Source organism: Acinetobacter sp. CIP 101934, assembly GCF_000369585.1.
In the GTDB taxonomy this organism is placed as follows: domain Bacteria; phylum Pseudomonadota; class Gammaproteobacteria; order Pseudomonadales; family Moraxellaceae; genus Acinetobacter; species Acinetobacter schindleri.
On the sequence record NZ_KB850094.1, the window covers coordinates 1,591,378 to 1,618,160 of the forward strand.

The 26,783-nt window shown below is 41.6% G+C and carries 23 protein-coding genes and 1 pseudogene; 11 read left to right on the top strand and 13 right to left on the bottom strand.

Annotated features, from left to right (window positions below):
• The first annotated feature begins 66 nt into the window (after positions 1–66).
• Positions 67–2,130: a hypothetical protein gene (locus F899_RS07955; protein ID WP_005221965.1), complete on the top strand. Its 2,064-nt coding sequence runs from the start codon at positions 67–69 to the stop codon at positions 2,128–2,130.
• A gap of 38 nt (positions 2,131–2,168) precedes the next feature.
• Here F899_RS07955 and F899_RS07960 read toward each other — a convergent pair whose 3' ends face one another.
• Positions 2,169–3,014 (bottom strand): BRO-N domain-containing protein, encoded by an 846-nt coding sequence (locus F899_RS07960; protein ID WP_034433992.1) that lies wholly within the window; start codon positions 3,012–3,014, stop codon positions 2,169–2,171.
• A 77-nt stretch (positions 3,015–3,091) separates the two neighbouring features.
• Positions 3,092–3,253 carry a hypothetical protein gene (locus F899_RS15570; RefSeq protein WP_005221969.1) on the bottom strand — a complete coding sequence of 54 codons (162 nt, stop codon included), beginning with the start codon at positions 3,251–3,253 and terminating at the stop codon, positions 3,092–3,094.
• A 115-nt stretch (positions 3,254–3,368) separates the two neighbouring features.
• On the opposite strand from F899_RS15570, the gene F899_RS07965 reads away from it, so the two are divergent.
• Positions 3,369–3,605 carry an Arc family DNA-binding protein gene (locus F899_RS07965; protein ID WP_005221971.1) on the top strand — a complete coding sequence of 79 codons (237 nt, stop codon included), beginning with the start codon at positions 3,369–3,371 and terminating at the stop codon, positions 3,603–3,605.
• 41 nt (positions 3,606–3,646) lie between these two features.
• Here F899_RS07965 and F899_RS07970 read toward each other — a convergent pair whose 3' ends face one another.
• Entirely contained in the window at positions 3,647–4,573 is a 927-nt protein-coding gene (locus tag F899_RS07970; RefSeq protein ID WP_034433994.1) for a hypothetical protein, read from the bottom strand.
• A 136-nt stretch (positions 4,574–4,709) separates the two neighbouring features.
• Here F899_RS07970 and F899_RS07975 point away from each other — a divergent pair, with 136 nt between their 5' ends.
• A complete protein-coding gene (locus tag F899_RS07975) occupies positions 4,710–13,670 on the top strand; it encodes a PLxRFG domain-containing protein (protein ID WP_005221975.1) in 8,961 nt (2,986 codons plus the stop codon).
• A gap of 290 nt (positions 13,671–13,960) precedes the next feature.
• Here the strand turns inward: F899_RS07975 and F899_RS07980 are convergent, their stop codons facing one another.
• Positions 13,961–15,034: a RelA/SpoT domain-containing protein gene (locus tag F899_RS07980; RefSeq protein ID WP_005221978.1), complete on the bottom strand. Its 1,074-nt coding sequence runs from the start codon at positions 15,032–15,034 to the stop codon at positions 13,961–13,963.
• Between the two features lie 169 nt (positions 15,035–15,203).
• Positions 15,204–15,695, bottom strand: coding sequence for a hypothetical protein (locus F899_RS07985; protein ID WP_005221980.1), 492 nt, complete (start codon positions 15,693–15,695; stop codon positions 15,204–15,206).
• A gap of 156 nt (positions 15,696–15,851) precedes the next feature.
• Here F899_RS07985 and F899_RS07990 point away from each other — a divergent pair, with 156 nt between their 5' ends.
• Genes F899_RS07990 through F899_RS08000 form a run of 3 tightly spaced genes read left to right on the top strand, consistent with a single transcriptional unit; the run spans position 15,852 to position 17,242 of the window.
• Entirely contained in the window at positions 15,852–16,223 is a 372-nt protein-coding gene (locus F899_RS07990) for a hypothetical protein (protein WP_005221982.1), read from the top strand.
• A complete protein-coding gene (locus F899_RS07995) occupies positions 16,220–16,840 on the top strand; it encodes a lysozyme (protein ID WP_005221983.1) in 621 nt (206 codons plus the stop codon). Before F899_RS07990 ends, F899_RS07995 begins: the two co-directional genes overlap by 4 nt.
• A gap of 6 nt (positions 16,841–16,846) precedes the next feature.
• Positions 16,847–17,242 (top strand): hypothetical protein, encoded by a 396-nt coding sequence (locus tag F899_RS08000; RefSeq protein WP_005221985.1) that lies wholly within the window; start codon positions 16,847–16,849, stop codon positions 17,240–17,242.
• Between the two features lie 453 nt (positions 17,243–17,695).
• Here F899_RS08000 and F899_RS08005 read toward each other — a convergent pair whose 3' ends face one another.
• From F899_RS08005 to F899_RS08020, 4 genes are all read right to left on the bottom strand, one after another.
• A complete protein-coding gene (locus F899_RS08005; protein ID WP_005221988.1) occupies positions 17,696–18,139 on the bottom strand; it encodes a hypothetical protein in 444 nt (147 codons plus the stop codon).
• Positions 18,140–18,406: 267 nt separating this feature from the next.
• Positions 18,407–19,042, bottom strand: coding sequence for a hypothetical protein (locus F899_RS15170; RefSeq protein WP_005221989.1), 636 nt, complete (start codon positions 19,040–19,042; stop codon positions 18,407–18,409).
• Position 19,043: 1 nt separating this feature from the next.
• Positions 19,044–19,289, bottom strand: coding sequence for a hypothetical protein (locus F899_RS08015; RefSeq protein WP_005221991.1), 246 nt, complete (start codon positions 19,287–19,289; stop codon positions 19,044–19,046).
• Position 19,290: 1 nt separating this feature from the next.
• Positions 19,291–20,508 carry a tyrosine-type recombinase/integrase gene (locus tag F899_RS08020; RefSeq protein WP_005221999.1) on the bottom strand — a complete coding sequence of 406 codons (1,218 nt, stop codon included), beginning with the start codon at positions 20,506–20,508 and terminating at the stop codon, positions 19,291–19,293.
• 177 nt (positions 20,509–20,685) lie between these two features.
• On the opposite strand from F899_RS08020, the pseudogene F899_RS08025 reads away from it, so the two are divergent.
• Both F899_RS08025 and F899_RS08030 read left to right on the top strand, forming a co-directional pair.
• Positions 20,686–21,000: pseudogene (locus tag F899_RS08025) on the top strand (aminoacyl-tRNA deacylase); the annotation flags it as partial.
• A gap of 273 nt (positions 21,001–21,273) precedes the next feature.
• Positions 21,274–21,798 carry a hypothetical protein gene (locus F899_RS08030; protein WP_004894583.1) on the top strand — a complete coding sequence of 175 codons (525 nt, stop codon included), beginning with the start codon at positions 21,274–21,276 and terminating at the stop codon, positions 21,796–21,798.
• Between the two features lie 180 nt (positions 21,799–21,978).
• Here F899_RS08030 and F899_RS08035 read toward each other — a convergent pair whose 3' ends face one another.
• The 4 genes from F899_RS08035 to tusD are packed head-to-tail and all read right to left on the bottom strand — an operon-like array spanning position 21,979 to position 23,366.
• Positions 21,979–22,290, bottom strand: a complete 312-nt coding sequence (locus F899_RS08035) for a TusE/DsrC/DsvC family sulfur relay protein (protein WP_004894586.1) — start codon at positions 22,288–22,290, stop codon at positions 21,979–21,981.
• Positions 22,291–22,306: 16 nt separating this feature from the next.
• Entirely contained in the window at positions 22,307–22,591 is a 285-nt protein-coding gene (locus tag F899_RS08040; RefSeq protein ID WP_004894589.1) for a hypothetical protein, read from the bottom strand.
• A gap of 11 nt (positions 22,592–22,602) precedes the next feature.
• Positions 22,603–22,953 (bottom strand): hypothetical protein, encoded by a 351-nt coding sequence (locus F899_RS08045; RefSeq protein WP_004894591.1) that lies wholly within the window; start codon positions 22,951–22,953, stop codon positions 22,603–22,605.
• Between the two features lie 44 nt (positions 22,954–22,997).
• Positions 22,998–23,366, bottom strand: a complete 369-nt coding sequence (gene tusD / locus F899_RS08050; protein WP_004894594.1) for a sulfurtransferase complex subunit TusD — start codon at positions 23,364–23,366, stop codon at positions 22,998–23,000.
• Between the two features lie 67 nt (positions 23,367–23,433).
• Between tusD and F899_RS08055 the strand changes: the two genes are divergently transcribed.
• The 3 genes from F899_RS08055 (at position 23,434) to F899_RS08065 (ending at position 26,562) form a co-directional block, all read left to right on the top strand.
• Complete coding sequence (locus F899_RS08055) at positions 23,434–24,441, top strand: SDR family NAD(P)-dependent oxidoreductase (RefSeq protein WP_005222004.1); 1,008 nt, start codon at positions 23,434–23,436, stop codon at positions 24,439–24,441.
• 108 nt (positions 24,442–24,549) lie between these two features.
• Positions 24,550–25,944 (top strand): class II fumarate hydratase, encoded by a 1,395-nt coding sequence (fumC, locus tag F899_RS08060; RefSeq protein ID WP_005222011.1) that lies wholly within the window; start codon positions 24,550–24,552, stop codon positions 25,942–25,944.
• Positions 25,945–26,070: 126 nt separating this feature from the next.
• Entirely contained in the window at positions 26,071–26,562 is a 492-nt protein-coding gene (locus F899_RS08065) for a hypothetical protein (protein WP_005222012.1), read from the top strand.
• Positions 26,563–26,783: the final 221 nt, after the last annotated feature.

Sequence of the window (26,783 nt, forward strand, 5' to 3'; positions counted from 1 at the left end):
GGGTTCGCCTTAAGTCTTATTTGATCGGTAACATTTTACTCATCAAATAAGATTTAGGGCTTTTTTATGAGCTTCGGTTTAAAAAAAGGGCAGAAAAAGCCCAATCAGGAAGGCGGTAAAATTCAGGGGCCAGGTACAGGTACGTCTGATGACGTACAAAAGACTGTACCGAATGGAACTTACATTATGCCGGCAGATTCAACCGCTCAAATTGGTGAACAAAATTTAGAGCAGCTTGGCCAGGGTAAACCACTAGATGTAAATGTCAGTAATGGTGAGTTTGAAATGACACCAGAGCAAGTGCATGCAGTCGGTGCACAGGCTTTGGATCAAATGAAAGATCAGACCCATACACCCAGTGGCTTACCACAAACCATCATGGATCAGCCAGGTGAAAAACCAAAGCTGTTCTTTCGGGATGGTGGGGTGGTTGAGGATGAATGGAAACGGAATTTAAAAACACAGAGCCAGCCACAAGGTAGTTTAGGGGCAGGACAGCCGCGCAGTGGGTTTAACCAGCCATCGACTGCAACTGCATTGACTGATAACAAGAACATTCAATTCCCGACAGCACAACCTAAAGTGAATGCACCTGCGGTGGCTCCAACTCAAGTAAGTACACAACAAGTGCAGCCAAAAGAACAATCACAATCAGGTGGTTGGGGAATAGGTAAAACTGCAAAAACCTTCCTCGCGCCAGAACATGACAATGGCGCATGGAACCCTGTAGGTGGATTGGTAAACACAGCAACAGGGTTAGGCAAAGGATTACTCGGCGGTGCAGGTGCATTAGCAGCTGGTGCAGGTGAAGGTGCTCGCAGTACAGCAGCTTGGATTGGTGGTGCAAATAATCCAAACCGTGGCAATATGGTTGCACCTAGTGCTGAATTTTCAGGACAAGGTTTTGACCAGGCGCGACAGGGTGTGCGACAGATGTTTGGCTTGTCTGGAGTGAAATCAGACACAGAAAATCAAATACAACCAGCTGCTAAGGTGGCATCAGCTGTAAGCAGTACACCTAAAAATAATGCTGCACAGCAAAAAACAAATACAGCGCCATCGTTTAATGATCAGTTAAATGATGCCATGTACGGCTCATCGGTTGGAGGGCAGACAGCACAACCCGCATCAACTAATACTAATCCTTATGCAATTCAGCAAAAAGGCAATAGTTTTAGTTATGCCAATCCGGGTGCAGCAGCTCAGGCCCGTGCCGCGGGTATTCCAGAATTGCAAAGTAGTGGTTTTGCGGGTGGTATCACTCCTAGCAGAGATCCGCAGGGCGTAAAAAACTTTATGGCCAATACCCGGGAGATGGGGCCAAGTGAACAGCAGATTCAGGCCGCCATTGCACAGCGAATGAATCCACAAGGGCAAGGCTTTGGAGCTATTAGACAGCCTCAAGCACCACAGCGAAGTGAATTTGATGAGGCAGAGCGTAAGGCTTTGTTTAGAGATGCAAGCACGGTGATTAAGGGAGCAAGAGGATTAACAGGTGGGCAACTTAGACTCAGACAGCAGTTAATTGATGGTGAGGCTAATTTAGCAAACCAAAGATATATTACCGATGCGAATAATGCGACCAGCATACAGAATAATGGTATGAATAATGCTGCAAGCATCTTGCAAACAGGTATGCGCGAAGATGGTCAGAACCTACGCCATGGTGCAAGCCTTGCTCAGGACAACTATCAGTTCAATACTGATTTTGGCCTGAAACAACGTCAGCAGAATCTGACTGAGAAGAAAGAAGGTTTTGGCGTTCGTCAGGCTGAGCGGGCTGAAAAACTATATGAGATGTACGACAGAGCAGAAAATGATGAGCAGCGTCAATCTATTCAGGCACGGATTGACCGCTTAACTGGTGCGAAAGAGCAGAATGGCCGTGATCGTTATATGGCAGTTGGTGGGGGGCAGGAATGGGATCAAAATGCTGGTAATATGGTCAACCGTCCGCAACAGATTTTTGATACCCAAACGCAACAGTATGTAGATATGGGCGGACCTAAAACTCAAACAACCCAACCTGTAGAAGGTCATATTTCTATGTTAAAGAAAAATCCGGATCAGGCAGGGTTATTTGATGCTATTTATGGGCAGGGTGCTGCTGCTCGATATTTAAATAGTTAAGAAAAAAAGCCACCCTCGGGTGGCTTTGCTTTCTAAAATTAACGCTTGAATTTAAGCGCCATACGCTCTGAGCTACTTAAATTCCATTGGAAATATTCCGTGAACTCTCTGTACTTTTTTAGCTCATCCTTATCAATAAAATGATAGGCAAATGCTGCACCGTTAGCAAAGTGGTCATGAATCGCACCAGCCATATTTGGATTTAGCTTGCGCAAAGGCTCACCAAATTCCTTCCACCACTCCCGAACCCAAAGCATATGCCATGCAAGGCCTTGAACGTTCTGATGATAGCGTTTATCTACTTCAATCATTGTCGTTTTAGCAGGTGCTGTAATTTTAGATTTCAGTTCCATGGTTTCCAGATAATGCACAGACTCAGGAAAATGTATGGCTAACAGTTCAGCATAGCGTGGGATTTTAAAGTGTCGATTATGACGCGCCCACATCTCGGAATAAACTTTACGTTCGCCAGTGGAGCGACGAGCCACAATTTCATGAAGTAAAGCTTGTTGTTCTGGTGAGATGGATTGGCGACTTTCAATCTGTTGATTTAAAACTTCATGATCTAGAATGTCCAAAACCCATTTGCGGAATTGTTTGGCGATTGCAGTACGGGAAAGCATGGCAACTAAATGGCAACCTCGTAAAGAGAAAATACGATTCCCCATTTCAACAGTACCTGTTCTTCTAACGACCCCCAAATTGACGGTCGTTGTCATAGTTGATGTAAATTCATCAGCATTACGGTCGTAGATTTTTGAAACTGCATCTGAACGAGCATAACCTAATGCATTTGCCAACTCACTTGCACTTAACCAGATTTGCCCATCATGCTGAACAGGTGAAAAATTTACATCGTTAAAACTTAATGCTAAACTAGACATAGTTAATATTCCTTTGTTAACAACACTAAAGCTCCGCATCCGCCAAGATTCAGGGGCTTTTTTGTTGTCTGTTAATTTCATGCTTTCGCACTCTCTTGGTTTAATAAAAGCTCAACCGCCTTATTCATAAGGTAATTCATTGAGCGCTCCTCTTTTTTTGCTTTCTCTTTCAAAAGCTCGTGTGATTCGTTTTTTAAGCGAAATCGCACATCGGTTGAATCTTTTTGTTTATCTTTCATGACTTCCTCCTTTTTATGCCACATTTTGTGGCGTTTGATAACTATAGCCACACTTTGTGGTAATGTAAATATCTATTACGAAATATTTACCACAATTTGTGGCATTGAGGATTTAATGAGTAATCAAACTGATCACACTATAGTTAGATTGCGTGTTCCGCCTGAGTTGAAGAAGAAAATTGAAGAATCAGCAGATAGGAATAATCGTTCACAAAGTGCAGAAATGGTCGCACGTCTTGAGCAAAGTTTTGTTGGTGAAGAAAAACCGCCAACTCAATATGTCGATATTTCAAAAGCATTAAGTTTGATTTTTGAAGAAATTCAGGATTTGAAAAAAAATAAAGAAAAGTAAGTCAGTGCTGACTAAAAAGCCGACTTGATGTCGGCTATTAGTTAGAAAGTTTCGGCATTTTCGAATTGCAACCAAGCTGCAACACAATATTTATCATGATGAGAACAAGAATATTCATTGTATTCCTCTAAAAACGCAACAATACAATAAGAACCTGATGGGATACTTGGCTTCTGGTTATAAGAAATAATTCCTGAAACGTAAGTATTTGCGTAAAGTTGATTAGTAGATTTTACTGTTCCTGAAAAATTTGGATAATATTCACCAATTTGATAACCATTTGAATTTGTACTTCCTGTAAAAGATTCAGGAAAAGCAAATAAACGTGCTCTTATACTTCCTGTATAGGAATCTGATATTGCATAGGGTTGATTGGATGTCACACCCCATTTCAATCTTGTTTCTAGGTTAGATGTGGTATTTGTGATGGCGTATTTCAGAGATCCATAAAAATCTAAACCACTTGTGGAGTGATTAACTTTTTTTGGTTCGCATATTAGTTTTTTTGTTGTTGGCTTGTTTTCCTTATTTTGTTGAGTAGTTATTTTTTCTTGCACTGGTGATTCATTTACTACAGCTGGTTGAGGTGCATAATAATATTGTGGCTGTTCGTGATAGGTTTGTTCAGCTGATTTATTTTTTATCTCTTTATATAGATTATTAGCACATACCCAACCCATTGTGGCTGGTATCCATTGGGTGATTACAAGTATGCCCCAAAAAGTTTCAGAATAAATATTAATTTCAGATTGCTCTTTAATATATCCAAAAATAAACATCGCTTTATATGCAACGTACATTGGAAGAAAAAAAAGAATTGTGAATGTTTTAATTATTCCCCATAAGCTGTCATGGTATATTTTTATTTCGAAATAGTTCGCTATTAATGTTATGAAAAATATACAAAAGAAACAACTCCCCATAACAGTGACTATCCAATGTATTTTTTTTGATAAATCCAACCACATTATTCCACCCCAAAAAAACTAATAATTATATGAATTTACGATAATTTAAATTTATATCAGTGGCAATAGTTCTGTGGGGTTCGACCAACACAAAGATGGAATAGCATTATTTGTGACATGCCGATAGGAGTGTGTCATGCCCGATTCTCTAAATAAAAATCCGTTTTCAGATCCTAATTATGGTAGTGATCTGGTTAATACCAATAAAGAAAAAAATCCATTTTCTGATCCAAATTATGGCAAAGAACAAGATGGGGCTTTAGCTCGTGGTTGGACAAAAGCTAAAAACAGCATGGCGATATCTGCCGATCTCGCTACTGGTGATACAGCATCAGCAGCACAAAGAGTCAAAGAAGCAGATGATTATGTGAAGGCTAATCCGGGCACTAAAGAAGGCAAGGTTCTCATGGATGCATGGGAGCGAGGGGATGGCATTACTGGCGGTATTTCTGAAGTTGCTGGTCAGATAAAAGAAAATATTGATAATTCAAAAGGCTTCATTGGTGGTGCTCGATCTTTAGGAAAAGATTTAAAAGCTATGGGGTCTGGTTTGCTTGAACAAACACCCAATATGATTGCGCCAATGACTGGGATGGCCGCTGGTGCCAAAACTGGCTCAATGGCAGGTGGTGCAATTGGTGCAGCATTTGCTGGTGCAGGTGCAGCTCCTGGTGCTGCAATTGGTAGTGTTGTTGGGGGGATTGCTGGCGGGGCTGCAGGTAATACTGCGATTGAAGGGGGGTATCATTTATTAGATTCAATTCAGAAGGCAGGTATTAACCCACAGGACACAAAATCTGTTCAGGCATTTATTGAAAAAAATGGGGATAAAGTTTTTGATGAAGCGGCTACAAAAGGTTTAATACTAGGTACGATTGATCGGGCAACATGGGGCGCTGGTCGTCTTCTTCTTGATGCACCGGCTAAGGCAGCCACCTCTCGAGCATTAACAAGCATGGGGGTTGATACAGCGGATAATGCTGCGGTTAAAACTGCAATGCAGTCCAGTGACTTTGCACAACGTATCGCTACCGATAAAGTGTATGAGTCATCATTAAAAGGTGCTGAAAATGTAGCTCGAAATACAGCGGCATTTGCAACCGATCCTGCAGGGGAGTTTGCGGGCGAGTATTTTGGCTCTGGTATTGCTTATGGAGACTGGGACACCAAGAACGCTGCCCTTGAAGCAATCAGTTCTCTTGGTCAGTCTGGTGTTATGTATGGTGGGCAGAAAGCCTTTCAATACTTAACAAAACCTAAAAGTATGACTGATGAGCAACTTAAGGTAGCGCAACAAGCTGCACAGCAAGCCCAAGAAAGCCAAGCGATGCGTGATACACAATCACAATTATTTGGTGGAGGTGTGCCAGATCCAGTACTTGATCCAAGTAAACTAAGCCCGTTTTCCGATAGTGCACCACTAGCCAACCCAGTCATTGATATGAGCCGTTTAGAGGCGGCTGATGGGAATCCACGCTATGACAACGGCATTAACTTCCAAGCGCCGAATATTGAAACACCGCTATCACTGGTAGAGCAGCAGCAAACACAGGCAGACAATGGCATTGACTTTGAGCGACCTGAGCAAGGTCCAACTGATTTAGAGCGTCAGATTCAATTTAATAATACGTTTGGTTTAGAAACACCAGATCCTGTGGTGGACTATAACGGTATCAGTCCTTTTGATAATATTCCTCAAAAACCTATTATTGACTCCAAGAAAGTCGATTTAACACCATCCCAGCAAATGGGACTTGATCCAAATTTAGGGCCATTATCTACAGCAGCTGCCACAGCTGTGGATAGTGGTATATCTCAGCAGATGCAAATTGAAATGCAGGCACAAGCTGTAGCTGAAGCATCATCTAACACAACAGGGAAAACCGAAGACAGTAATGCGCCATTGCAACAGGCAGCAAATGCAGCACGTGAACTCACACCTGAACAGATTAACGGCAAGCAAAATACTTATGGGACAGAAGTCACTACAGCAATTGAGCAGCTAAAGCAGAGTCAGAAAGGAGATCAAAATGCACCAATCACCATTGATGAAGGCATTCAGAATGGAACAACACAGCAAGGAAATGCACCGCTTAACAATGGAAGCCAACCAGTTTCTAAACAAAATGACACCAATGCAACGGCGCAAATGGGAGCAGCAACAGGAACAGCGCAGAATGAATTACAACCTGCGCAATCTGATGTAGGTCAGGTCATCACACCCAACCAAAGTCCAAATGAAATCCAAGCTAGTGAAGCAAAATCCAAACTACTTGATACTCAATCCAAAGTAGCCGAACTGGAAGCACAGCTTGTCACTGAAAAAAGCGTACCTAAAAAGGCACAGATTCGTAAGCAACTTGAAGCTTTAAGTGCCGAACGTACAGCAATTTCTGAAAATAGTGAGCCAGCTACGGTACAAGACTTAACTGATACCCAACAGATTGCTGCACAGCAATTGAGTCAGGTAGATAGTGATATTGCCACTGTAAAACAGCAGTTACAGGCAGAAAAAAGCGTTCCAAAGAAGATGCAGATGCGTAAGCAGCTGGACAGCCTTCAGGCGCAGCGTACTGAAATTGAAACCCAGCACAAGAATATTGAGCAGCAAACCAAGATTGAAAATGCTGCACATGAAGCCGCATCCAGCAATCTAAATGACCTTCCTAAACCAACTCAAGCACAGATCGAGGCGGGTAATTATAAGAAAGGGCACATTAAAGTTCATGGTTTAAATATTGCTGTAGAAAATCCGCGTGGTTCTGAGCGACGTGGTACCGATCCTGATGGTAAGGAATGGGCGCATACCATGAGTGACCATTACGGGTACATCAAATCTAGTATTGGTTCCGACAATGAACAAATTGATACCTATATAGGCCGTAACCCTGAGTCAGAACAAGTTTTTATTGTGGATCAGATTGACCAGAAAACTGGTGGATTTGATGAACATAAAGTCATGATGGGATTTAATTCACAGGAAGATGCGATTCAAGCCTATTCATCCAACTTTGATAAAGGCTGGAAAATCGGGCCAGTTCGTGCCATGAGTAAGGATGAGTTTAAGACTTGGTTAAAAAATGGGGATACCAAGAAACCTGCAGGTGAAAGTGCAGCACCTCAGTCCGAAACCACTCTAGATCCACAGAGTGTTCAGCGTGACTATGGTGATAGCCTAGAAAGCGTAATGTCTGATGTGGAGACACTGGGTGATGATTTTACCATTGACCTGCACAGCGTTCCTAAAAAGAGAAATGCACTCAAAAATCCAAACTATCATGCCGTGCAGCATGAAAATGGCCGTGTTGAAATTCTGGGAATGAAGCATCCTGCTACGGGTGAATGGGTCGGGAAAGCACCGGTACAGAACAAAGCTCCGGTGCAAGACAGTCCGGCTCCGGCACAAGCTCCGGTGCAAGAGCAAAATAAGGATATTAAATCCAACTCTCCGGAAAAACCGGATAGTTCAAAACCTGCTGCCACAAAACCAAAAGAAGTCATTCAGGACTTTGGTGAAAAAATTGGTGGTGCACGTAAAGACACTGCAGTAAAAACTGGTAAAAAACCTGTAGCAGAAAAACCTAAAGATGACCGTCCGACCTGGGCCAAACGTTTTGAGATTTCGGAAATTGCAGCATCATCCAATCCAGCTGAAGTCGGCAAGTGGACGATTTCAGATGCCAAAAATAAGGACTGGATGGGCAATAACCGTCGTCTTACCAATCAAATGTTTAACAGCCAGGAAGAAGCTGAGAAGTTTCTACCTGTGGCAGCGGTTGCTATGAAGCATCGTGTCACCACTGACACAAAAGATGGAAAAAAAGGCTACATCATTGTCCGAACCGTATCAGACCGTAAGCATGTGCAGGTTGTGCAGCAGTTGTTTGATACCCGTGATGCAGCAAATGAATACCTGGTACGTCATGCGCAGGAAATTTTAGAGACCAATACCACATTTGGTGAATTGGATCTGCCACGTCCTGAGAATACTCAACGTACCGGTGTGGCCCGCCGTGAAGGAGATGCCAAAGATTCTGATTTCAGTCGAGTCTTTGGATTCCGTGGGGTGGAATTTGGCAACTGGAACAACCAGGCAGAACGTCAGGAATTATTGAATGATGCATTTGATGGTCTGATGGATCTGGCTGAAGTCTTGAATATCCCACCAGAAGCTCTAAGTCTAAATGGAGAACTTGCACTGGCATTTGGTGCACGTGGTCAAGGACTGAGTAGTGCCAAAGCACATTATGAATCTAATCGTGTCGTGATCAATCTCACCAAAATGAACGGTGCCGGATCTCTGGCGCATGAATGGTGGCATGCATTCGATCATTACCTGTCACGCCAGGATGGTTCAGCCAGTTCAGCATGGATCCAGCATGAAGATGGCTCACGTAGCCTGAATGTAAAAGCGAATCCTGCGGATCGTTTTGCAAGTCATGGTTTTAAGGTAGTGAAGTCTGGTGTACGTGAAGATGTACGCAATAACTTTGAAAAGCTCATGGTGACCATGTTTAAAAAGTCACAGGCTTATATTGAAGATACCCAGGCAGCAGACGAGTTTGTTGCACGTTCACGTGATGAAGTTCAGGATAAACTAAATTCTATCCGTGAGAATCTGACCAAGCAGCTCGATCCGCAGTACTACAAACGATTTAATAAACCTGCCTCTGCAGATCAGCTGGCAGAGTTCGATACTGCAGCAGAGCTTATTATCACAGGCCAGTTGCTTGAGACTGAGGCGCGTAAGAACCCCAAAAGCCGTAGTACTTTTGGTGGGTACCGCCACACCAATGATGCGCTGGACAAGATCAATGAGATTTTTAAAGCCGTCCGTGGCCGATCAGGATTTAATGCAGACTTTAAGGGAGTACTGGACTATCTTCGCGGCAGCATGAGCCGCTATATGGGCCGGCTTAAACTACTTGCTGATGCACAGCAAAGCACAACCAAATACAAGTCAGTACCAACTGAATTTGCCATGAATGCCAAAGAACTGGATCAAGGCCGCGGTAGTGACTACTGGACGACTCCACATGAAATGTCGGCACGTGCATTCCAGGGTTATGTAGAAGATAAGATCGCTGCCAAGAATGCCCGTAGTCCTTTTCTGAATTATAGTCCTGAAAATGTGGGTATCCTCACGCCGTATGGGGTAAAACGTCCTTTCCCATCTGGTGAGGAACGTGTTGCAATCAATCAGGCTTTTGATGATCTGATCGGCGGGTTGCAGACGGAGAAGACTGATACCGGTACACGTCTTTATAGTCGTGCTCAAGATAATGTGCAGTCTGGCCAGACACCAGAACAAGTGCGTGAAGCTCTGGTGAAACGCTTCGGTGAAAAGACCGTTTCTAGCCTAGAGCGTCGTGGTTTGCTGGATATAGTCAGTACTGTAGATGAACCAGGTGTGGAAGGTTTTTATCAGAATGGCCGTGTGACTTTAGTTGCCAACAACCTGAACGAAACCAGCATTATCCCGACCTTCCTGCATGAGTTGGGTGGTCATGGTGGATTTCAAAACATCATGAGTGAAGAAAAATATGCCGACCTTATGGATATATTCAACGATATGGTTCAGCGTAAACATCCGCTTGCGCTTGAAGCAAAACGTCTTGCAGAGCGTGAAACTGATACCAAAACACAGCAGCTGGAATACCTACCTTATCTTTTAACCTTGGCTTCCACTCAGCAGGAAATGAATGCCCTGCAAAAAAGTGCAATCAAACGTTTTATTGATAAGGTCGTGAGTGCTGTGAAGGCATGGGCCTTTGATCGACTGGGTATCAATTTAAATCTGAATGAAAACGATATGGTGGCCTTGGCCAACCGCATGATCCAGCAGCAGATTGCCGAACCGACTTCAGTAGAAAATGTACGTGCTCAACTGCAGGGTACAGATCAGTGGATGAAAGCACCGAATGGCCAACCAACCAATCTGACTGAACAACAGTGGTTGCAGGTACGGACACCAGAATTTAAACAATGGTTTGGTGACTGGGAAAATAGCCCTGAGACTGCCTCTAAAGTGGTCGATGAGAATGGTGAGCCTCAGGTGGTTTACCACGGCACATCCTCTCAATTCACTCGCTTTAAACTCGGTGGTGGTTTACTGGGTCGTGGCGTGTATCTCACCGATCGTTATGAAGAAGCGCAAAATTATGCCGGCAGTCGTTCTCAAAACAGTGAAGGGACAGTGATGCCACTGTTTGCCAATATCCCAGAGATGTTTGATAGCAATTCCAAGACCACACGTGAGCAGATTGTTGGTGCTATGCAAGACGGTTTCAATGGAATTCGGCACCAGTTCAACAATATGGATTACCTGGTCGCATTTAACCCGGAACAGGTCAAATCAGCCGTTGGAAATACCGGACTCTTTAGCAGCCAGGATACCGATATTCGATTTAGCCGGCAGGCCAATGCTCAGCAGATTATTCAGAATCTGGTTAGCAATATGAATAAGCAGGGTCGTAATAAACTTAAAACCGAAGCAGGTTATAAGGCTACACATGCTTTGCAGTATGTATTAGGTGCACTGGGCCGTCGTCAGTTGACAGAGCTGTACCAAAAGCTATTGCCGCAGCTGAAACCGTATAACGACATGGTGGCAATGATGGATGCGGATCAGAACGAAGTGGCTGCATTGTCAGATGAACTAGCACGTCGTTGGGCTGACTTAAAAGATGAAAAAGAGTTGGCCAATGTGATGCACGATGCAACCTTGGCCAAGATCGATCCGGCCAAGCCATATCAACCAGGTGACAATATTGCAGAATATACCAAGCTGAAAAAACAGTTTGACGCACTGTCCGGGGATGCGAAAAAGGTTTATCGAGAAGCACGTGATGCCTATAAAAAGCATCACCGTGATGTGCGTCAGGCAATTCAGGATCGTATTCTGCGCTCAAGTATGAGTAATCAGAAAAAGACCGAATTACTGCAGCAGATGGATGCCAATTTCTTTGGTTATACGCAGGGCGTGTACTTCCCATTACAGCGTTTTGGTAAATATGTGGTAGTGGCGAAGAATAATAAAGGCGAAGTGCTGAGTGTTAGTCGTGCTGAAACCTTATCTGAAGCACATAAATTACGTGAAGTTTTATTGACAGAATACCCAGGCAGTAATGTGCTTGAACCAAAACTTGATAAAGAATTTAATGCGGCCCGAGATGGTGTAGGCCGTGGCTTTATGACTACTCTATTTAATGAGTTGGGCAGCCTAGGATTGAATGCACAACGTCAGACAGAGCTAGAAGATATTTTAGGGCAGTTATACCTAAAATCATTGCCGGATCTATCTTATGCAAAACACTCAATTCACCGTAAAGGTACCGCAGGTTTTAGCCAGGATGCTCGTCGTGCCTTTGCCCAGAATATGTTTCATGGTGGCAGTTACTTGGCCAAGCTGCGTTATAAAGATCAACTTGAGGAAATGCTGGATGGAATGCAAAAGCATGCTAATGATGAATTTAATGCTGGTAAAGGTTATGACCAGCGTGTAGCACAACAAGTCATCGGGGAGATGAATAAACGCCATGAGAAGATGATGCAGGCGAACTCACACCCATTATCGACAGCTTTAACCAGTTTAGGCTTCCTGTATTACTTGGGTTTGTCACCGGCATCGGCAGCAGTAAACACCTTGCAAACAGTCTTGGTGGCCTATCCTCAGATGGGTGCCAAGTGGGGATATGATAAGGCAGGGGCAGCATTGGCCAAAGCATCAGATGATTTCCGTAAAGGCGTGTCGATCAAAGGGATCAATCCAAAGAACTGGGAAAATGATATTGCCAAAATTCTGAAAGGCGATGAGCTCAAGGCTTATGAAGAAGCTGTGCGTCGTGGTGTGATCGATGTGACCATGGCACACGACTTGGCGGGTATTGCTCAAGGTGAAGATAGTGGTGTGATGTGGAAACTGCGTCCGATTATGCGGGTCGCAAGTACTCTATTTCATAATGCTGAACGCTTTAACCGTGAAGTGACATTCATTGCTGCGTACCGGCTGGCACGTGATAGTGGCTCAATGCACGATCAGGCTTTTGAGCAGGCAATGGACTCTACCTATAAGGGCCACTTCGATTATTCATCAGGGAACCGTCCACGAATCATGCAGGGCAATATTGCCAAGGTCATTTTACTGTTCAAACAGTTTGGCCAGAATATGATTTACACCTTGGCACGTACAGCTCACCAGTCGCTTAAAGGCGAAACTCCTGAAGCACGTCGTGAGGCACAGCGTGCATTGGCCGGCATTGTTGGAATGCATACTGTATTTGCCGGGGTAATGGGATTGCCGTTGGTTGGGCCGATTCTGGCCATGGCTTCAATGCTGGGAAGTGATGACGATGAACCATGGGATGCAGAAGCTGCTTTGCGTAATGCTCTTGCCGATGCACTGGGTACCAAGACTTCAGAAGTTCTCATGAAAGGTGCTTCACGATTTGGCCCAGCTGACTTGTCTGGCCGTGTTGGTATTAATAATTTGTTGCTACCAGATGTGCAGGATGGTCTGGAAGGCAAAGACTTTAGTGATGCCATGGTGATGAGTGGGTTAGGCCCAGTGGTAGGGATTCTAACCAATACCTTTAAAGGCCTAGCTGAAATAGGGCAAGGACACGGTATGCGAGGGGTGGAAACCATGTCACCGGTATTCTTGCGTTCTCCATTGAGATCTATTCGATATGCGACCGAAGGTGCCCAGGATAAAACCGGAGTCATGATTAAGGATGACGTGGGTATGTTCGGCCTTGCAGCACAGGCTATTGGTTTTAGCCCAAGTGAAGTACGCTTGGCCACCGAAGGACGTAGTGCAATTTATTCGCATACCAAGCGCCTGGATAAGCGTCGTACAGAATTAATGAATGATTATGTTCGTGCGGTTCAGCGTGATGATATGGATGGCCAAAAGGAAATTTGGGCAGAGATTCAGGCCTTCAACCAGAAGAACCCGTCACGCCGGATCAGCAGAGTTCAGGCGATGCAAAGTTTACGTCAGCGTGAAAAACGTGTGAAGCAAGCAGAGCATGGTATTTATCTGCCGAACAAGAAACGTGAGGATGCAGATATAGGGCGTTTTGCGATTGATGAGTAAAAGAAAAGCCCTCCAAGGGGCTTTTCTTTTAACTTTGATAAAGTCTAAATTCTATAAAGTCCAACTACCACCTTGTCCCATCTCATAAACGATGAGAATTAAGGCTACTATCATTAGAACGACAACAACGATTTCTGTTTTAGTTAGCATTTTCGGCGCTCCACTTTTCATCATTCATATGCATGTGATAAGTAAAGCAAACAATTTATAACATAAATATTACAAAAAAATTATTGGATGTTACAAAATTGAAGCCATTAAATAAAAAACCTCCCGGAGGAGGTTTGGTTTTAAGCATCCAAATATTTCTTAAACGCCGACTGCATCTCTTTGATGAATTGATTAGTATCTAGAAAGTAGTTTGGATAAGCTTTTTTAATCGCCTTCAAATCACCCACAGATACCAATACCACATCTACATCTGGATCACCTTTAACTTTCGCCTCAAGTGATGCATAAAAAGTCTTGGCTAGATCTTCTTGATTTTTGGAAAAAGGCATCACATCCACCTTCCAAGCATCTTCGTCTCTATATAGTCTTAAAATATGATACGCATACTTACTATTAGAAGTTGACTCAATGTGCTTAGCGGTAATTGCAATTCCCTTGAGTTTCTTGAAGATCTGTAGCTTTTCTTCAATTTCTTTTGCTTGATGCGCAATCTCATTTGGGGTAAGTTCTGCAAATTCCGGTAGCATCGGGGTTTGTTCTTTTATTGAAAAAAGTGCACTGCTCAACTTAAAAAAATGCTTATGATCTTCAGAGCCAAAACCAGACTTTATAGATGCTTTTTCAATTACCCCAAGAGTCTCAACAGCTGTTGCCCAAGAGTGCTGCAATTTAGTTCTTATTTGCAGCTCAATGCTTAGGCCATCCAACTCTGTATGGTCTCTACTTTTGTAGATAAATATCTGATGCAAGCTGCGATAACCATCTGGCTTTGGCTTTTGAATATAATCATCACAAGGGAGTTTTGGCTCATGGCTAAATCTCTTGTTTATGTGGATCAAGTCATTGTGTAGTCGATAAACATCTTGAATGCTAGGCAAAATCACCCTTAGCCCGCCAATATCTTGCATTCGAGCCAGGTTCATTCCGGGGTATCGCTTCAATTTAGAGACAATTGAGGGTAAGCGTTTGAGCCTCTGCGCTACTGTCGAATCTTTAAATTTTAACTCACCACATCTTCTTCTCAAGGTTTTTTGAAAAGTATCAATTGGGTATGTATGTAAAGAACGCCATGCTGTTAGCACTTTAAAGGCTTCTATCTTTTCAGCCTCACTTGCTTCTGAGCTGATTAAAGTATTGCCCGCTCGTCTTAAGACATTTGTACCCGGTACAATTATTTTTTCTGAGCCACTCATAACCAATACCTAGTATTTGATTTGGCTATGAGATTATCATATTTTTTAATTTGGTGTTTTTAATTTTTAATAAATTTATGTTTTTCATCGTAAATTTAAGGATATTTATTTTGTCTTAAGATATCTAAAACTAGAAAAGAAACCAACTCACGCTGATTTCTTACTCATCTTATGTAATCTTCATTTCGCCATTAACCCAGACTTCTTGATATTCATCTGAATCAATTTTTTTCTTCAATGTAATGGCTTTATCTTTTACATCCGACCAGTTCATGTTGTTGCGTGCCCAGTCCTTAATTTCATAATCATTATCTAAAAATAACGGGATGGTATCTTCACGCAGGCTTTCACCCAGATCGTCATTGAATTCATTCTTATAGTGTTCAGCACGATTACGGGCAATGACTTCAACCGGTACGGCGTAGGTCAGGCCATCTGGCATATCTAGAAAGATTTTTTTATCAAAAAGCGGTGTTTCGATGACTTCCACCACGTCATTTAGGCCATTTTGATATTCATTATGTTCATTTTCTTTTTCCCACTGGTCGCAGGCAGCATCTTCATTTTCAGCTTCGATAATTTGGCTTTTTTCTTCGTGGTGCAGAGTATCGCCTTCGTGATCCACAACACGTTCCATCCAGATCATTTTAAATTTCTTCATTTAATACACTCTATAAGTTCTGTACTTACAGGCTACTCACTGCTTTTACGTCATACTGTGCAATTTTTAAGCTAAATCCTCCTGTGTAGGGTTCGCGTAACTATCTGTGAAAAGTCAATGATGCATCAATAGATCAGAATTTGTATTGAGAGCGTTATGCAAGAGAACACCATCCCCTGGATCATCAAGATCGTACCCGCAGTTGTTGGTGCAATCTTGGCGCTGGTCCTAAGTGGTGACATTGATAAAGACGGAAAGATAGAAGTCTCACTGAATGTCATCGTCAAGTTTATGGCCAGTGTAACTGTCAGTTTATATGGTGGTTCGGCTTTCATTGAATACTTCGACTTACTCCACGTATCTACGATGTATCAAGGCGCAATCATGCTGTTCTTCGCAGTATTTGGCTTGCTTGGTATCGGCATCGTTTATCAGTCCGTCGCGTTACTGCAGGGGAAACCTATGTCCGAAGTACTGCATGAAGTTAAAGCGGCGTTCTTGGCAATTTGGGGGAATGGGAAGAAATGAGTATTGATCACACTGCTCAAATTGCCCAGGCTTATTCATGGCTCCGTGCAATGTCCGGTGGAAAATTATCTGTTGATCAGGTTATGGCAGGTGATGAAATTATCCAGTGCCATGGACTAAATACCTTTAGCCGATTAATTGGCTATACCTTACTGGCTGGTGTGACTGGCCAGTGGGATATTTCCGAAGCCGGGTATGACCTGATCCGTGAATTTGAAGGATTTAAGGATCATGCCTATCTGGATACGGGTGGTGTATGGACTATTGGTTACGGCACCATTAAATATCCAAATGGTACCCGTGTACGTCAGGGCGATAAATGTACGCGAGTTCAGGCAGAAATCTGGCTGAAAAATGATTGTAAATGGGTTGATGCCTGTCTGGATAAATACGTGAAGGCTAAAGTATCTCAAAACCAATTCAATGCAATGGCTTCCTTTGTCTACAACATTGGTGAAACGGCTTTCGCCAAGAGTACTTTCCTGACCTTGTTAAATCAGGGTAACAAGTCTGGTGCAGCAAGTCAGTTTGACCGTTGGGTATTCGACAATAGTAAACGTGTGCAAGGTTTGGTTAATCGCCGTGCCAAAGAAAAAGCACTGTTCCTTAAGGGGTAATCCAGCATGCTCGATATTTTTCTAGCCCAATTTTATAAAGCTGTGATTGTAGTACTGCTAGTCCTGCTTGCACTGGCAGTTGCCTTTGGTGCATGGAAGCACTTTGCACTTGAGCGTAGTGAGTCACAGCGCGAAGCCGATATTGCAAAAGCAATTAAACCTTATGTAGATGCGGAACATGAACAACGTAGCAGCGCTGACAAAGTGGGTGGTCAATATGAAGAACTTAAAGATCAAGATCGAGTACACACGGAAGTCATTAACAACAAAGTTGAGAAAATCACGGAACGCCCTGTTTATCGTAACGTGTGTCTTGATGCTGATGGCGTGTCAGCCCTCAACGAAGCCGGTCGCATGGAACCTACCAGCGAATCTGACCCAGGACTGTCCCGACCTCCCTGAGATTGAATTGGGTGATGGTGGATATGCACTTCAAGCTTGGGTAAAAGATCGGCGAATGTATGTTGAATGTGCTCAAGGAAAACGTGCTCTGAATCAAGCTGTTAAAAGGCCCTCAATTTGAGGGTTTTTTGTGGGGTAACTATGCCAAAAGATCAGGTAATTCGAGTAAATGTTAAGCCATCTTTGGGAGTTAGAGTTGTGCGGTGGCTGACCTGTTCGGGTGGTCAGACTTAAATGACAGGTTTAAATTTAAGGTTAGGGATGGGCGCATGCCATGTTCACAGCTACCAACAGTGAGTTACTCGAAACTTGCACAGCAGAATATCGAAGCATGCCAGAAAAAGCAGATGGACACGCATTTGATGCAAAGAGGTTGAGTGAAAGCTGGCCATAAATAAAAACCCTCGATTGAGGGTTTTTTTCGTATAACGATCATTATATTAAATGGAAAATCTAATAACCTCGCAATTGATGTAATTGTGATGAAAGCTCTTCATTCTTTTCAATAAAATTCATTAAATATTCTTCGGTTATTGGTTCTTGTTTTCCATCTTTATGTTTAGTTGCTAGCATCTGATTATCAGGATCATCAGTAATTCCTGGGGGTGCTGTAAATTGAAAGCTATGTACTATTCTATTTCTTATGTAAACAATATCATTGAAAAGGTTTGCAATACTATCATTCGAATTATTAGTGATAGTATTTCTAATATCATCTTTTAGTTGACCGGACATTTTGTCTATAAGTTCACCCCATTTATATTGTCCCGTCTGATCAATTCTTAAAATATTTTCGATGACAAAGCTATTATTTGAATTGAAAACACATATAGCTGAACCTAAAAGTGCTCTATAATTCTGTGAAGGTAAGGCTTGACGTGTGTAATCTTCATACATGTTATTTGGTTCCTGATATTAGTTTTTATCTTCTAAAATAATAGAATACAAAGTTAGTTACTAACAATATCTTATGAAAGTAATTTTTGCATACCAGAATATCGAAATAATGTAGAAAATAATAGATGGCCACGCAATTGATGTTTAGCCATTAAGTGGGGCATGACCGGAAAGAAAAAGCTCTCAAGTTAGGTCTAAACAGTCCATTTAATTACAATAAAAAATCATTTCACTGGTTGTGTAGGATGTGTGAATTGAAAGGTGGATTTATAGAGCCTTGTAATATTCATTTAATTCAACAAAGGTTGCCCGGTATCGATCTCTTAGACCTGCAGTTAATTCACGATATTTTTGGATAAACTCCTTATCTTGTGAGTTAGGTTTGTAAAACCTAAAGGTCGAATCATAGATATGAATGTATTGCTCTAGTTGATCAATAATAATATCAAATTGAGGTTTAAACTTTTTGTCATACTCTTTTTTTGGAATAAAGAAACCCAAATCAGATAATACAACTGAACTTTTATCTGCAATGACATTAAGCCTTTCTAAGTTATTATTAAATTTTTTATGGAGTAAACTTTTGTTAGGGTTAACTAAATACAGTATCGTAAATCTCTCTATATCGATAAGTTCAAATTCAAAGCCTTGTATATAATCAAAAGCTTTCATACATAATTGAGATTCAATATTCTTATTGTGTTGTTCACGCCAATCATTAAACAGGTATATAGCAACAAAACCAGCAAATAGAGTTCCGACCCCACTAAGGACTGATCCAAATGCAGAAATTTTATTAGTATCAGCACCGCCAAAAAACTCAACACTTACGTAAACAAGCATGCTTACCAAATATAAAATTACAACAAGGTAAACCCAAAACATTGCTGATTTTAACTTCATACTAATTTATTGTCCCTAAAATTGGAATCATTCTAGACCCAGCCTTTCGTGCTTTGCTCACAATTTCTACCAACTCATCATAAGTAAGATTGAATGAATCAGAACTATCGAAAACATAAACTACATTCTTATCTTTAAGTTTTTCGGGTTTTTCTGGAATAAAGCGGGTAGGGATCAACTTCTGAGTTAATTGCTCATCTGTTAAAGCTTTTGGTAAATTATTTGGATCAAATTTTTTAGTCTTCATTTTATTGCCCCCATTTATCAACTATGTCAGCCCAGTCTTGTAGCATCTTCCGGCGCTGACTAATGTATTTAGCATGATTGTATGATGCTCTTACTTTGTTCTGTTCGGCATGAGCAAGTTGCTTTTCAATCCAATCATCATCGAAATCAAGCTCATTTAAGATAGTACTTGCGGTTGCTCGAAAGTCGTGTGATGTCGAGTTTTTAAGCCCTATTTTTTTTAGAGCACTATTCAATGTAGCACTTCCGATTGTGGCTGCGCTACTGTATGCACTTGAAAATACATACTCTTTGTTGCCTGTTTCAGCATATTGAGACTTGAGTACATTGAACAGTTGATCAGACATGGGAACCAGGTGGATCCTATTCTTTTTCATTGTCCTTTCCTGAGAGTTACTTCGTGTTGAAATAGGAAAGGTAATAATTCTTTCTTCAAAATCGACATACTCCCACTTCATACGTCTAATCTCGATTGAGCGTAGCATTGTATAAGCTAAAGTGAGTAGGGCATTCTTAACTGTTGCTGTGCCATGATAATTATCAACTCCCTTTCTAAACTGGACTTGTTGCTCCTTGGAGAGTGGATGAGCGTGTTCAACATCTGGGCGACTAATAGCACCACGTACTGCATAAGTCGGATCATTCTCAGCTCTTAGAGTGGCGATCGCATATCGCATAACAGCACCAATAATTTTAATATTATTTGCTGCGGTAACTTCACCAGTCCCTCTAGCGCCTGTTGTCCGAACACGAGTGATCGTTGATCTTGCAATATATAGGACTTCTGCAGCAGTCACGTCAGCAACACTCTTGGCTCCAATTACTGGATAGATATCCGTATCAAGCGACCATTTTACTTTTCCAACATACGTTTCCGATCTGTTTTTTAAAATCTCGGTAATATATTCCTCAGCAACAGCTTTAAACGTATTTGCGTTTTTTACACTTTGTACGACTTTTTCTTCTCTGCGGGCTAAAGCAGGGTTTTTACCTTCACTGAGTAGAGCCTTCGCTTCATCACGATTCTTTCTTGCCTCTGCTAGACTTACCCGTGGATATTCACCTAAACTTAGCATTGAGGCCTTGTTTTCAAACCGGTATCGATAGCGCCACAGTTTTGTACCTGTTGGTCTAACTTCAATACAAAGCCCATTATGGTCAGCAATGCGATATGCTTTATCCCTTGGTTTAAGGCTCTTAATTTTGGTATCAGTGAGCATGTGAGTAACCTAAATAAAATATGAGTAACTTGAAAACTACTCACAATAGTACTCACAAAATAAGATTTTGCATATAGCGCTTAGATTTGTTTTAGTTTTATAAGTATCTAATTTATAATAAATACAATAGTTTAAAATTTGTTTAGATTTGCTTTGCTTTATATAATAGTGTTTACGGATGAAAAGCAATATTTTGTGGCAGTATTACCTGTTCATCATCAGCTTAATCTTAAAAAAGTAGCTGCTACATTCGGTTGTAAAAAATTGCAGATGGCAGATCCTAAACAGGCAGAACGATTAACCGGATATCTGGTGGGTGGAATCAGCCCAGTGGGACAAAAGAAACGCCTGAAAACTGTGATTGATGTATCAGCAGAAAGGCTGAATAAAATTTATGTCAGTGGTGGCAAGCGTGGTTTGGACATTGGTCTAAACCCAGCAGATTTAGCCAAGGTTTTAAATGCACCTTTTATTGATATAGTTGATGAATAATTTAATGTATTAAAAAGACATTAATTAGTATTTTAATTAAACCCGGAGTGCAAAATTCGGGTTTTCTTTTGGTCGGAAAGCGCTACACATTTTTTTTGCATTTGTATATTGTTTTAATGCAAAGGTAACCATGAGTTACTTACAACAATAAGAAATTAAAAGAAAAATAAATTGGAGCATTGCTCATGAAGATCGTTATTTGGCTTAACGCTGTTTGTCTATTTTTGTCACTTGGGGAATCACTTCTGCACGGTTTTAACCGGGAGGTGGCATATGAATGAAAAAGGCGTTTACCTGCTTAGTACTGTGGCTCTATTTTTAATCTTATGGTTGATTGGTTATCAGGTCCATAATGAAATCCATCGGGAAGAATTGGGATTGAACCGCACCAGCAGTTTAGCATTTTATGGGATGAATACCCATACGCCGTTTCTAGACCGTCAGGCAGAAAGTTTGAATCAGGCTGTACAGCGTCAGGGAGTGGTGCGGAATCAATCTCAGCCTTTGAACCAACAGCGCGCTCAGTTTGTTTCAGATTTTGCCAGTATGCTATTTGCAATGCAGGATGGACATAAGCCTGAATATTTGCAGCTGAGAATATTTCTAAACAGGCAACAAACATTATTGGAAAATAAGGCGCTTAAACAGGAGGAGGCACTCGCCAATATTAATTTGCTACAGACATTCTTGCCTGAGTACCAACATGAACTGACACGAGCATCGGCAAAATTGAAAACGCGTTATTCTTATTATGAAACACATATAATTTCTGATGAGATGAGTTTAAGCACGGTATGATCTAGAGGCGAACAATATCAGTGTGATGTATTAAAGTGGTTCTTCAGAATTAAGCTGAGAGATGAAGGTCTGCATGATTGTAAACTTTATACTCTAGCTACAGGATATAAAAATCATCTCATGCAAGTTAAGTAAACTGTATCGTTTTTAAACTTGCATGAGTAGTAATTATATATCTGCTTAAAGGCAATTCGCCGGTTTAGGAATGCCTGCCAAACGACTAAGGTGGCGTGCCACCAAGCCTGTATTAAATTTTTCTTGAAGTACAGCATTGTTGATTTCAGGCCCTACAGTTTTCATCAGGAATTTGATGAGAGGACGTGTCGCTGGAGAATGACCAAACTGTTGATAAAACTGACGTACAGCCTGTAAGATTTCAAAATGCCAAGGGGTCAGTTTTAACTCTAAGCTCTCGGCAAGCACCTGTGCGACGTCTTCATTCCAGATGGTATAGTCCACTAAATGACCATCTTGGTCTAACTCTAAATTCATGATAGATCCGTATGTGTTACTTCATAGAAATACAGCGACTAAAGCCCAAGCATAGTTCTGCAAATTCGGTATAATTAATAATTTTCAAATTTTTTACTTCTGGTTGAGGCAATAACTCAGCCTCATTTTCCAGAATATAAATCTCTTTCAGCTGCTGAATAAATGGATGCTCAACTGACAAGGCTGCATCGCCCATCAGAATTACCTGATCATTTTCGCTATAGAGTTGGGACAGTTGTTCGATAATCTGTGCTGTAGCCGCATGGCTGGCTTGAATCATATAAAGAGTTTTATCAGACATGGTGAGCAACCTTACCAGTACAATACATGGTTAAAGCCTTGCATAAAGGCTGGGTTTAATTCGACAAATTCAATTTCTTGCTCTGTATTTTGTATAAAAGGCGAGTTTTGATTTTTACTTTCCACCAGAATTGGGGTCAGATCATAAAATTCAAAACTGTCGACCATGTTGGAAGCAATTTTGAACGCATGTTTAAGCTGTTCAAATTGCAGATCTGAACGTAATAGGCTTAAAGCTGCACCTTGTAATAAGACTTTCACGTCTGAACCAAAGGTCGCAAGTACCATGGTCGCAGAAAGACTTTCATGAACCTGCAAGGAATTCAGATTCGATTGAGTTAATATAACGAGTACAGATTTCACACAATATACCTTTTAAAAGCAACATATCCCAAAAAATAGACCGATTAGAATTGAAGCAGACGATGTGCAGACTGAACAGCATCAGCGAGTTCGCCCAATCCGACCAATTCAAACTGATCTGCAAGATTATGCTGTTGAATATTGTGACGTTGAGCATTCTCCTGATCTGTGATACCACGCGCTAACGCCGCACTTACACATACGGGCAGACGTAGTTGCAAGGACTGCCACTCACGGGTCAGGTGACGCTGGTCATCCGGTACCCATTGCAGAGCATTAGCAACAGACACACCGTCCTGGTAAAAGAAAACCCGAAAGTCTTCCTGTTTTTGCTTTAATGCTTTGGCAAGTCCCAAGGCATGCCAGGCATGTATCGACGTCGGGGCGGAGGTAATAAGAATTAAGGTGCTCATGAAATTCACTACAGGCTTGATCAACTAAGCAGTTGATCTGGGCTACATAATAAAAAGGTAGTATACAATGATTTTAGTGACCGGTGGTTTAGGCTTTATAGGCTCTCATATTGCTTTAAGTCTGCTCGCACAAGGGCAACAGGTCATTGTGGTCGATAATCTGGCCAATGCCAGCCTACAGACGCTAGAACGTCTTGAGTTCATTTCCGGCATGTATGTGCCTTTTGTTAAAATTGATATCCGTAATACGCCTGCTTTAAACAAAGTCTTTGAACAGAATTCCATTGACGCCGTGGTACATACTGCAAGCTTTAAATCATTAGAAGAATCGGTACTAAAACCGCTGGAATATTACAATGATAATGTCAGTTGTATTATGAGTCTCTTACGTGCCATGCAACGGACGGGTGTTCGTAATCTTGTGCATTTGTCCAGCCTTGCTGTTTATGGGCAATCCAGTCCTGATCTGACTGAAGAAACACCATTTAATTTCAGTTATCCAAACCCTTATATCAAGTCTCAACAGATGGTAGAAGAAATTATCCGTGATACTGCACGTACTGATAATGAATGGAAAATTGCGATCCTCAGACTATGCAATATTTCGGGTGCCTTTGAACATGGGGTACTGGGTGAAGTGGTACCGCCGCTACCAAAAAATATCGTGCCTTTGGCCATGCAGGTTGGAGCCTTACAGCGGGAAAGTATTGAACTGCGAAAACAGGCCAATACTGAAGATAAAACTGTAGAACGCAGTTTTTTGCATGTATTAGATTGTTGTGATGCAGTCATTAAGAGTCTGCAATGGCTCAGTACACAAAGTTTTGCCTGTGAAGCCTTTGATATAGCGGGCGAATTGATTTCGATTCAGAAATTGCTCGATGAAATTGGTGAAGTGACGCAAATCAATATCAAGACGGAAGAGGCGCTATATTACACTAATCCGGAAGTAGATCAGGTTGGCTCTAAGGCGGAAAAGGCCAGGAACACTTTAAACTGGCAGCCTCAGCGTTCGATTCGGCAAATGCTTGAAGACGAGTGGCGTTTTTATCAGAACACATTACGTGGGCAATAATACCGATTAACGCTATCCCAATTATTGATAATAATTATCATTTACATGCTGTTCTATTTTGCCTAAGATGGAACAAGGAAATATTAAAACTTTATAAAGAGGTTAAATATGCAAACACGTATTGAACATGACACCATGGGTGAAGTTGCTGTACCCAGTGAAGCACTGTGGGGAGCACAAACTCAGCGTAGTTTGCAGAACTTTAAAATTGGTAATGAACGTCTGCCACGGCCCATGATTCGTGCCATGGGTCTGGTTAAAAAGGCGGCAGCCTTGACGAATGCCGAATTAAATCAGATTCCGCATGAACTTTCAGGTTATATTGTTTCAGCAGCAGAAGAAGTGATTGCAGGACAATGGGATAGTCAATTCCCGTTAGTGGTGTGGCAGACAGGTTCTGGTACGCAGAGCAATATGAACTGTAATGAAGTGATTGCCAATATCGCTAACCAGAATCTGGGAAATCCTTTAGGTTCTCAAAAACCGGTTCATCCGAATGATCATGTTAATCGTGCTCAATCAACGAATGACTCATTCCCAACAGCAATTCATGTCGCTGCAAGTCTGCAAATCAATGAATTACTGATTCCAGCAGTAAAAAAACTGCGTGATACCTTGCATGCCAAATCTCAGGAATTCTCAGACATCGTCAAAATTGGCCGTACTCACTTACAGGATGCTACGCCGTTGACACTAGGTCAGGAATTTAGTGGTTATGTATCTCAGCTAGATCACGGTTTATTGCGTCTGGAACAGGCACTGCATGGTTTATATGAATTGCCTTTAGGGGGCACAGCAGTAGGTACAGGCTTGAATGCCCATCCTGACTATGCAGTAAAAGCAGCGCAAACTCTGGCAAAACTGACTGGACTGCCATTTGTCACTGCACCAAACAAATTTGAAGCTTTGGCAGGTCGTGATGCGGCAGTCTTTGCTTCCGGTGCATTAAAAACTTTAGCAGTGAGTCTGAATAAAATCGCCAATGATATTCGCTGGTTAGCCAGTGGGCCACGTTGCGGCTTTGGGGAACTCCGTATTCCTGAAAATGAACCAGGCTCAAGCATCATGCCGGGTAAGGTCAATCCTACTCAAAGCGAAGCGATGACCATGGTTGTGGCGCAAGTGCTTGGAAATGACACCACCATTAATGTGGCAGGTGCATCTGGAAATTTCGAGCTGAATGTATTTATGCCTGTAATCGCGTATAACTTGTTGCAATCCATTCAGCTGCTCGGTGATGCCTGTAATAGTTTTAATGATCACTGCGCCGTCGGTATTGAGCCGAACCGTGACAAGATTGAGCACTTCTTACATGATTCATTAATGCTGGTTACTGCATTGAACCCAGTGATTGGTTATGAGAATGCAGCCAAAGTTGCCAAGACTGCTTATAAAGAAGGTAAAACTCTAAAACAGGTTGCGGTAGAACTTGGTTTAGTCACAGCTGAACAGTTTGATGAAGTCGTCCGTCCTGAGAAAATGGTTTCAGCGAATGCGAAATAAAGCTTGTAACGCTTTTATTTTCAATCTTTAAGCCTGTTTTATCATGGAATAGTCAGCAGTGGTTTTTATCTCAGGCAGAGTTGCGTACAATAGCACTAGATGAGATTAACCACTGATGATTGTTTTATGCTTGATATTTATTTAACAGATGTTCAAAGAAAGGTGCAATTCAAGGATTATCCAGGTGAGCATCCTGTTAAATTTATTCTGAATTTTAAAAAGATTTTTCCAAGTATTATGGAACTTCTTTTACCTGTACTTCCCGATAATGAAAATCTGGATGAAATGTCATGGGAATCAACGACCAATGATTTTGAAACTTTCCAGATGTTTTTAGCTGGTTGGGGGATTATTGAACTGCGTTTAAATGCGATTACTCAGTTCAAAGATAAAGCCTTTGCAGATCAGCTTGTTAAACAGGCACAGCAGAAGCGTAAGGAATATCAAAAAAAGCATATGAAGCTCACGACTGTAGAGCTGGATTATCTATTTATGCATGATATCCATGCTCTGATTGATGCTGAGCTGGTTGATCTGGGCGAGAAGTTTTATCTGCCAGTACTACGTGAACTGTGGAAAAATAAAGTCTCTGCTCAAGTGCTTAATGCCAAATTTTAAGTAAATTTAAACTGATTAATTTAATATCATCCTCCATATTTGGGGGATGAATTTTAATAGGCTCCAAAAAACTATTTGATTAGTTCAATTTCCATAAATAGCCTAAGCAAATCTTTCTATTTTTTACTTAGAAAATTCTGCTGCATCATTGAACATGATGACTTATTTTAAAACAGAAATTGGTTCATAAAAGAGCATTTATTTTATCGTTTGATAAAAAA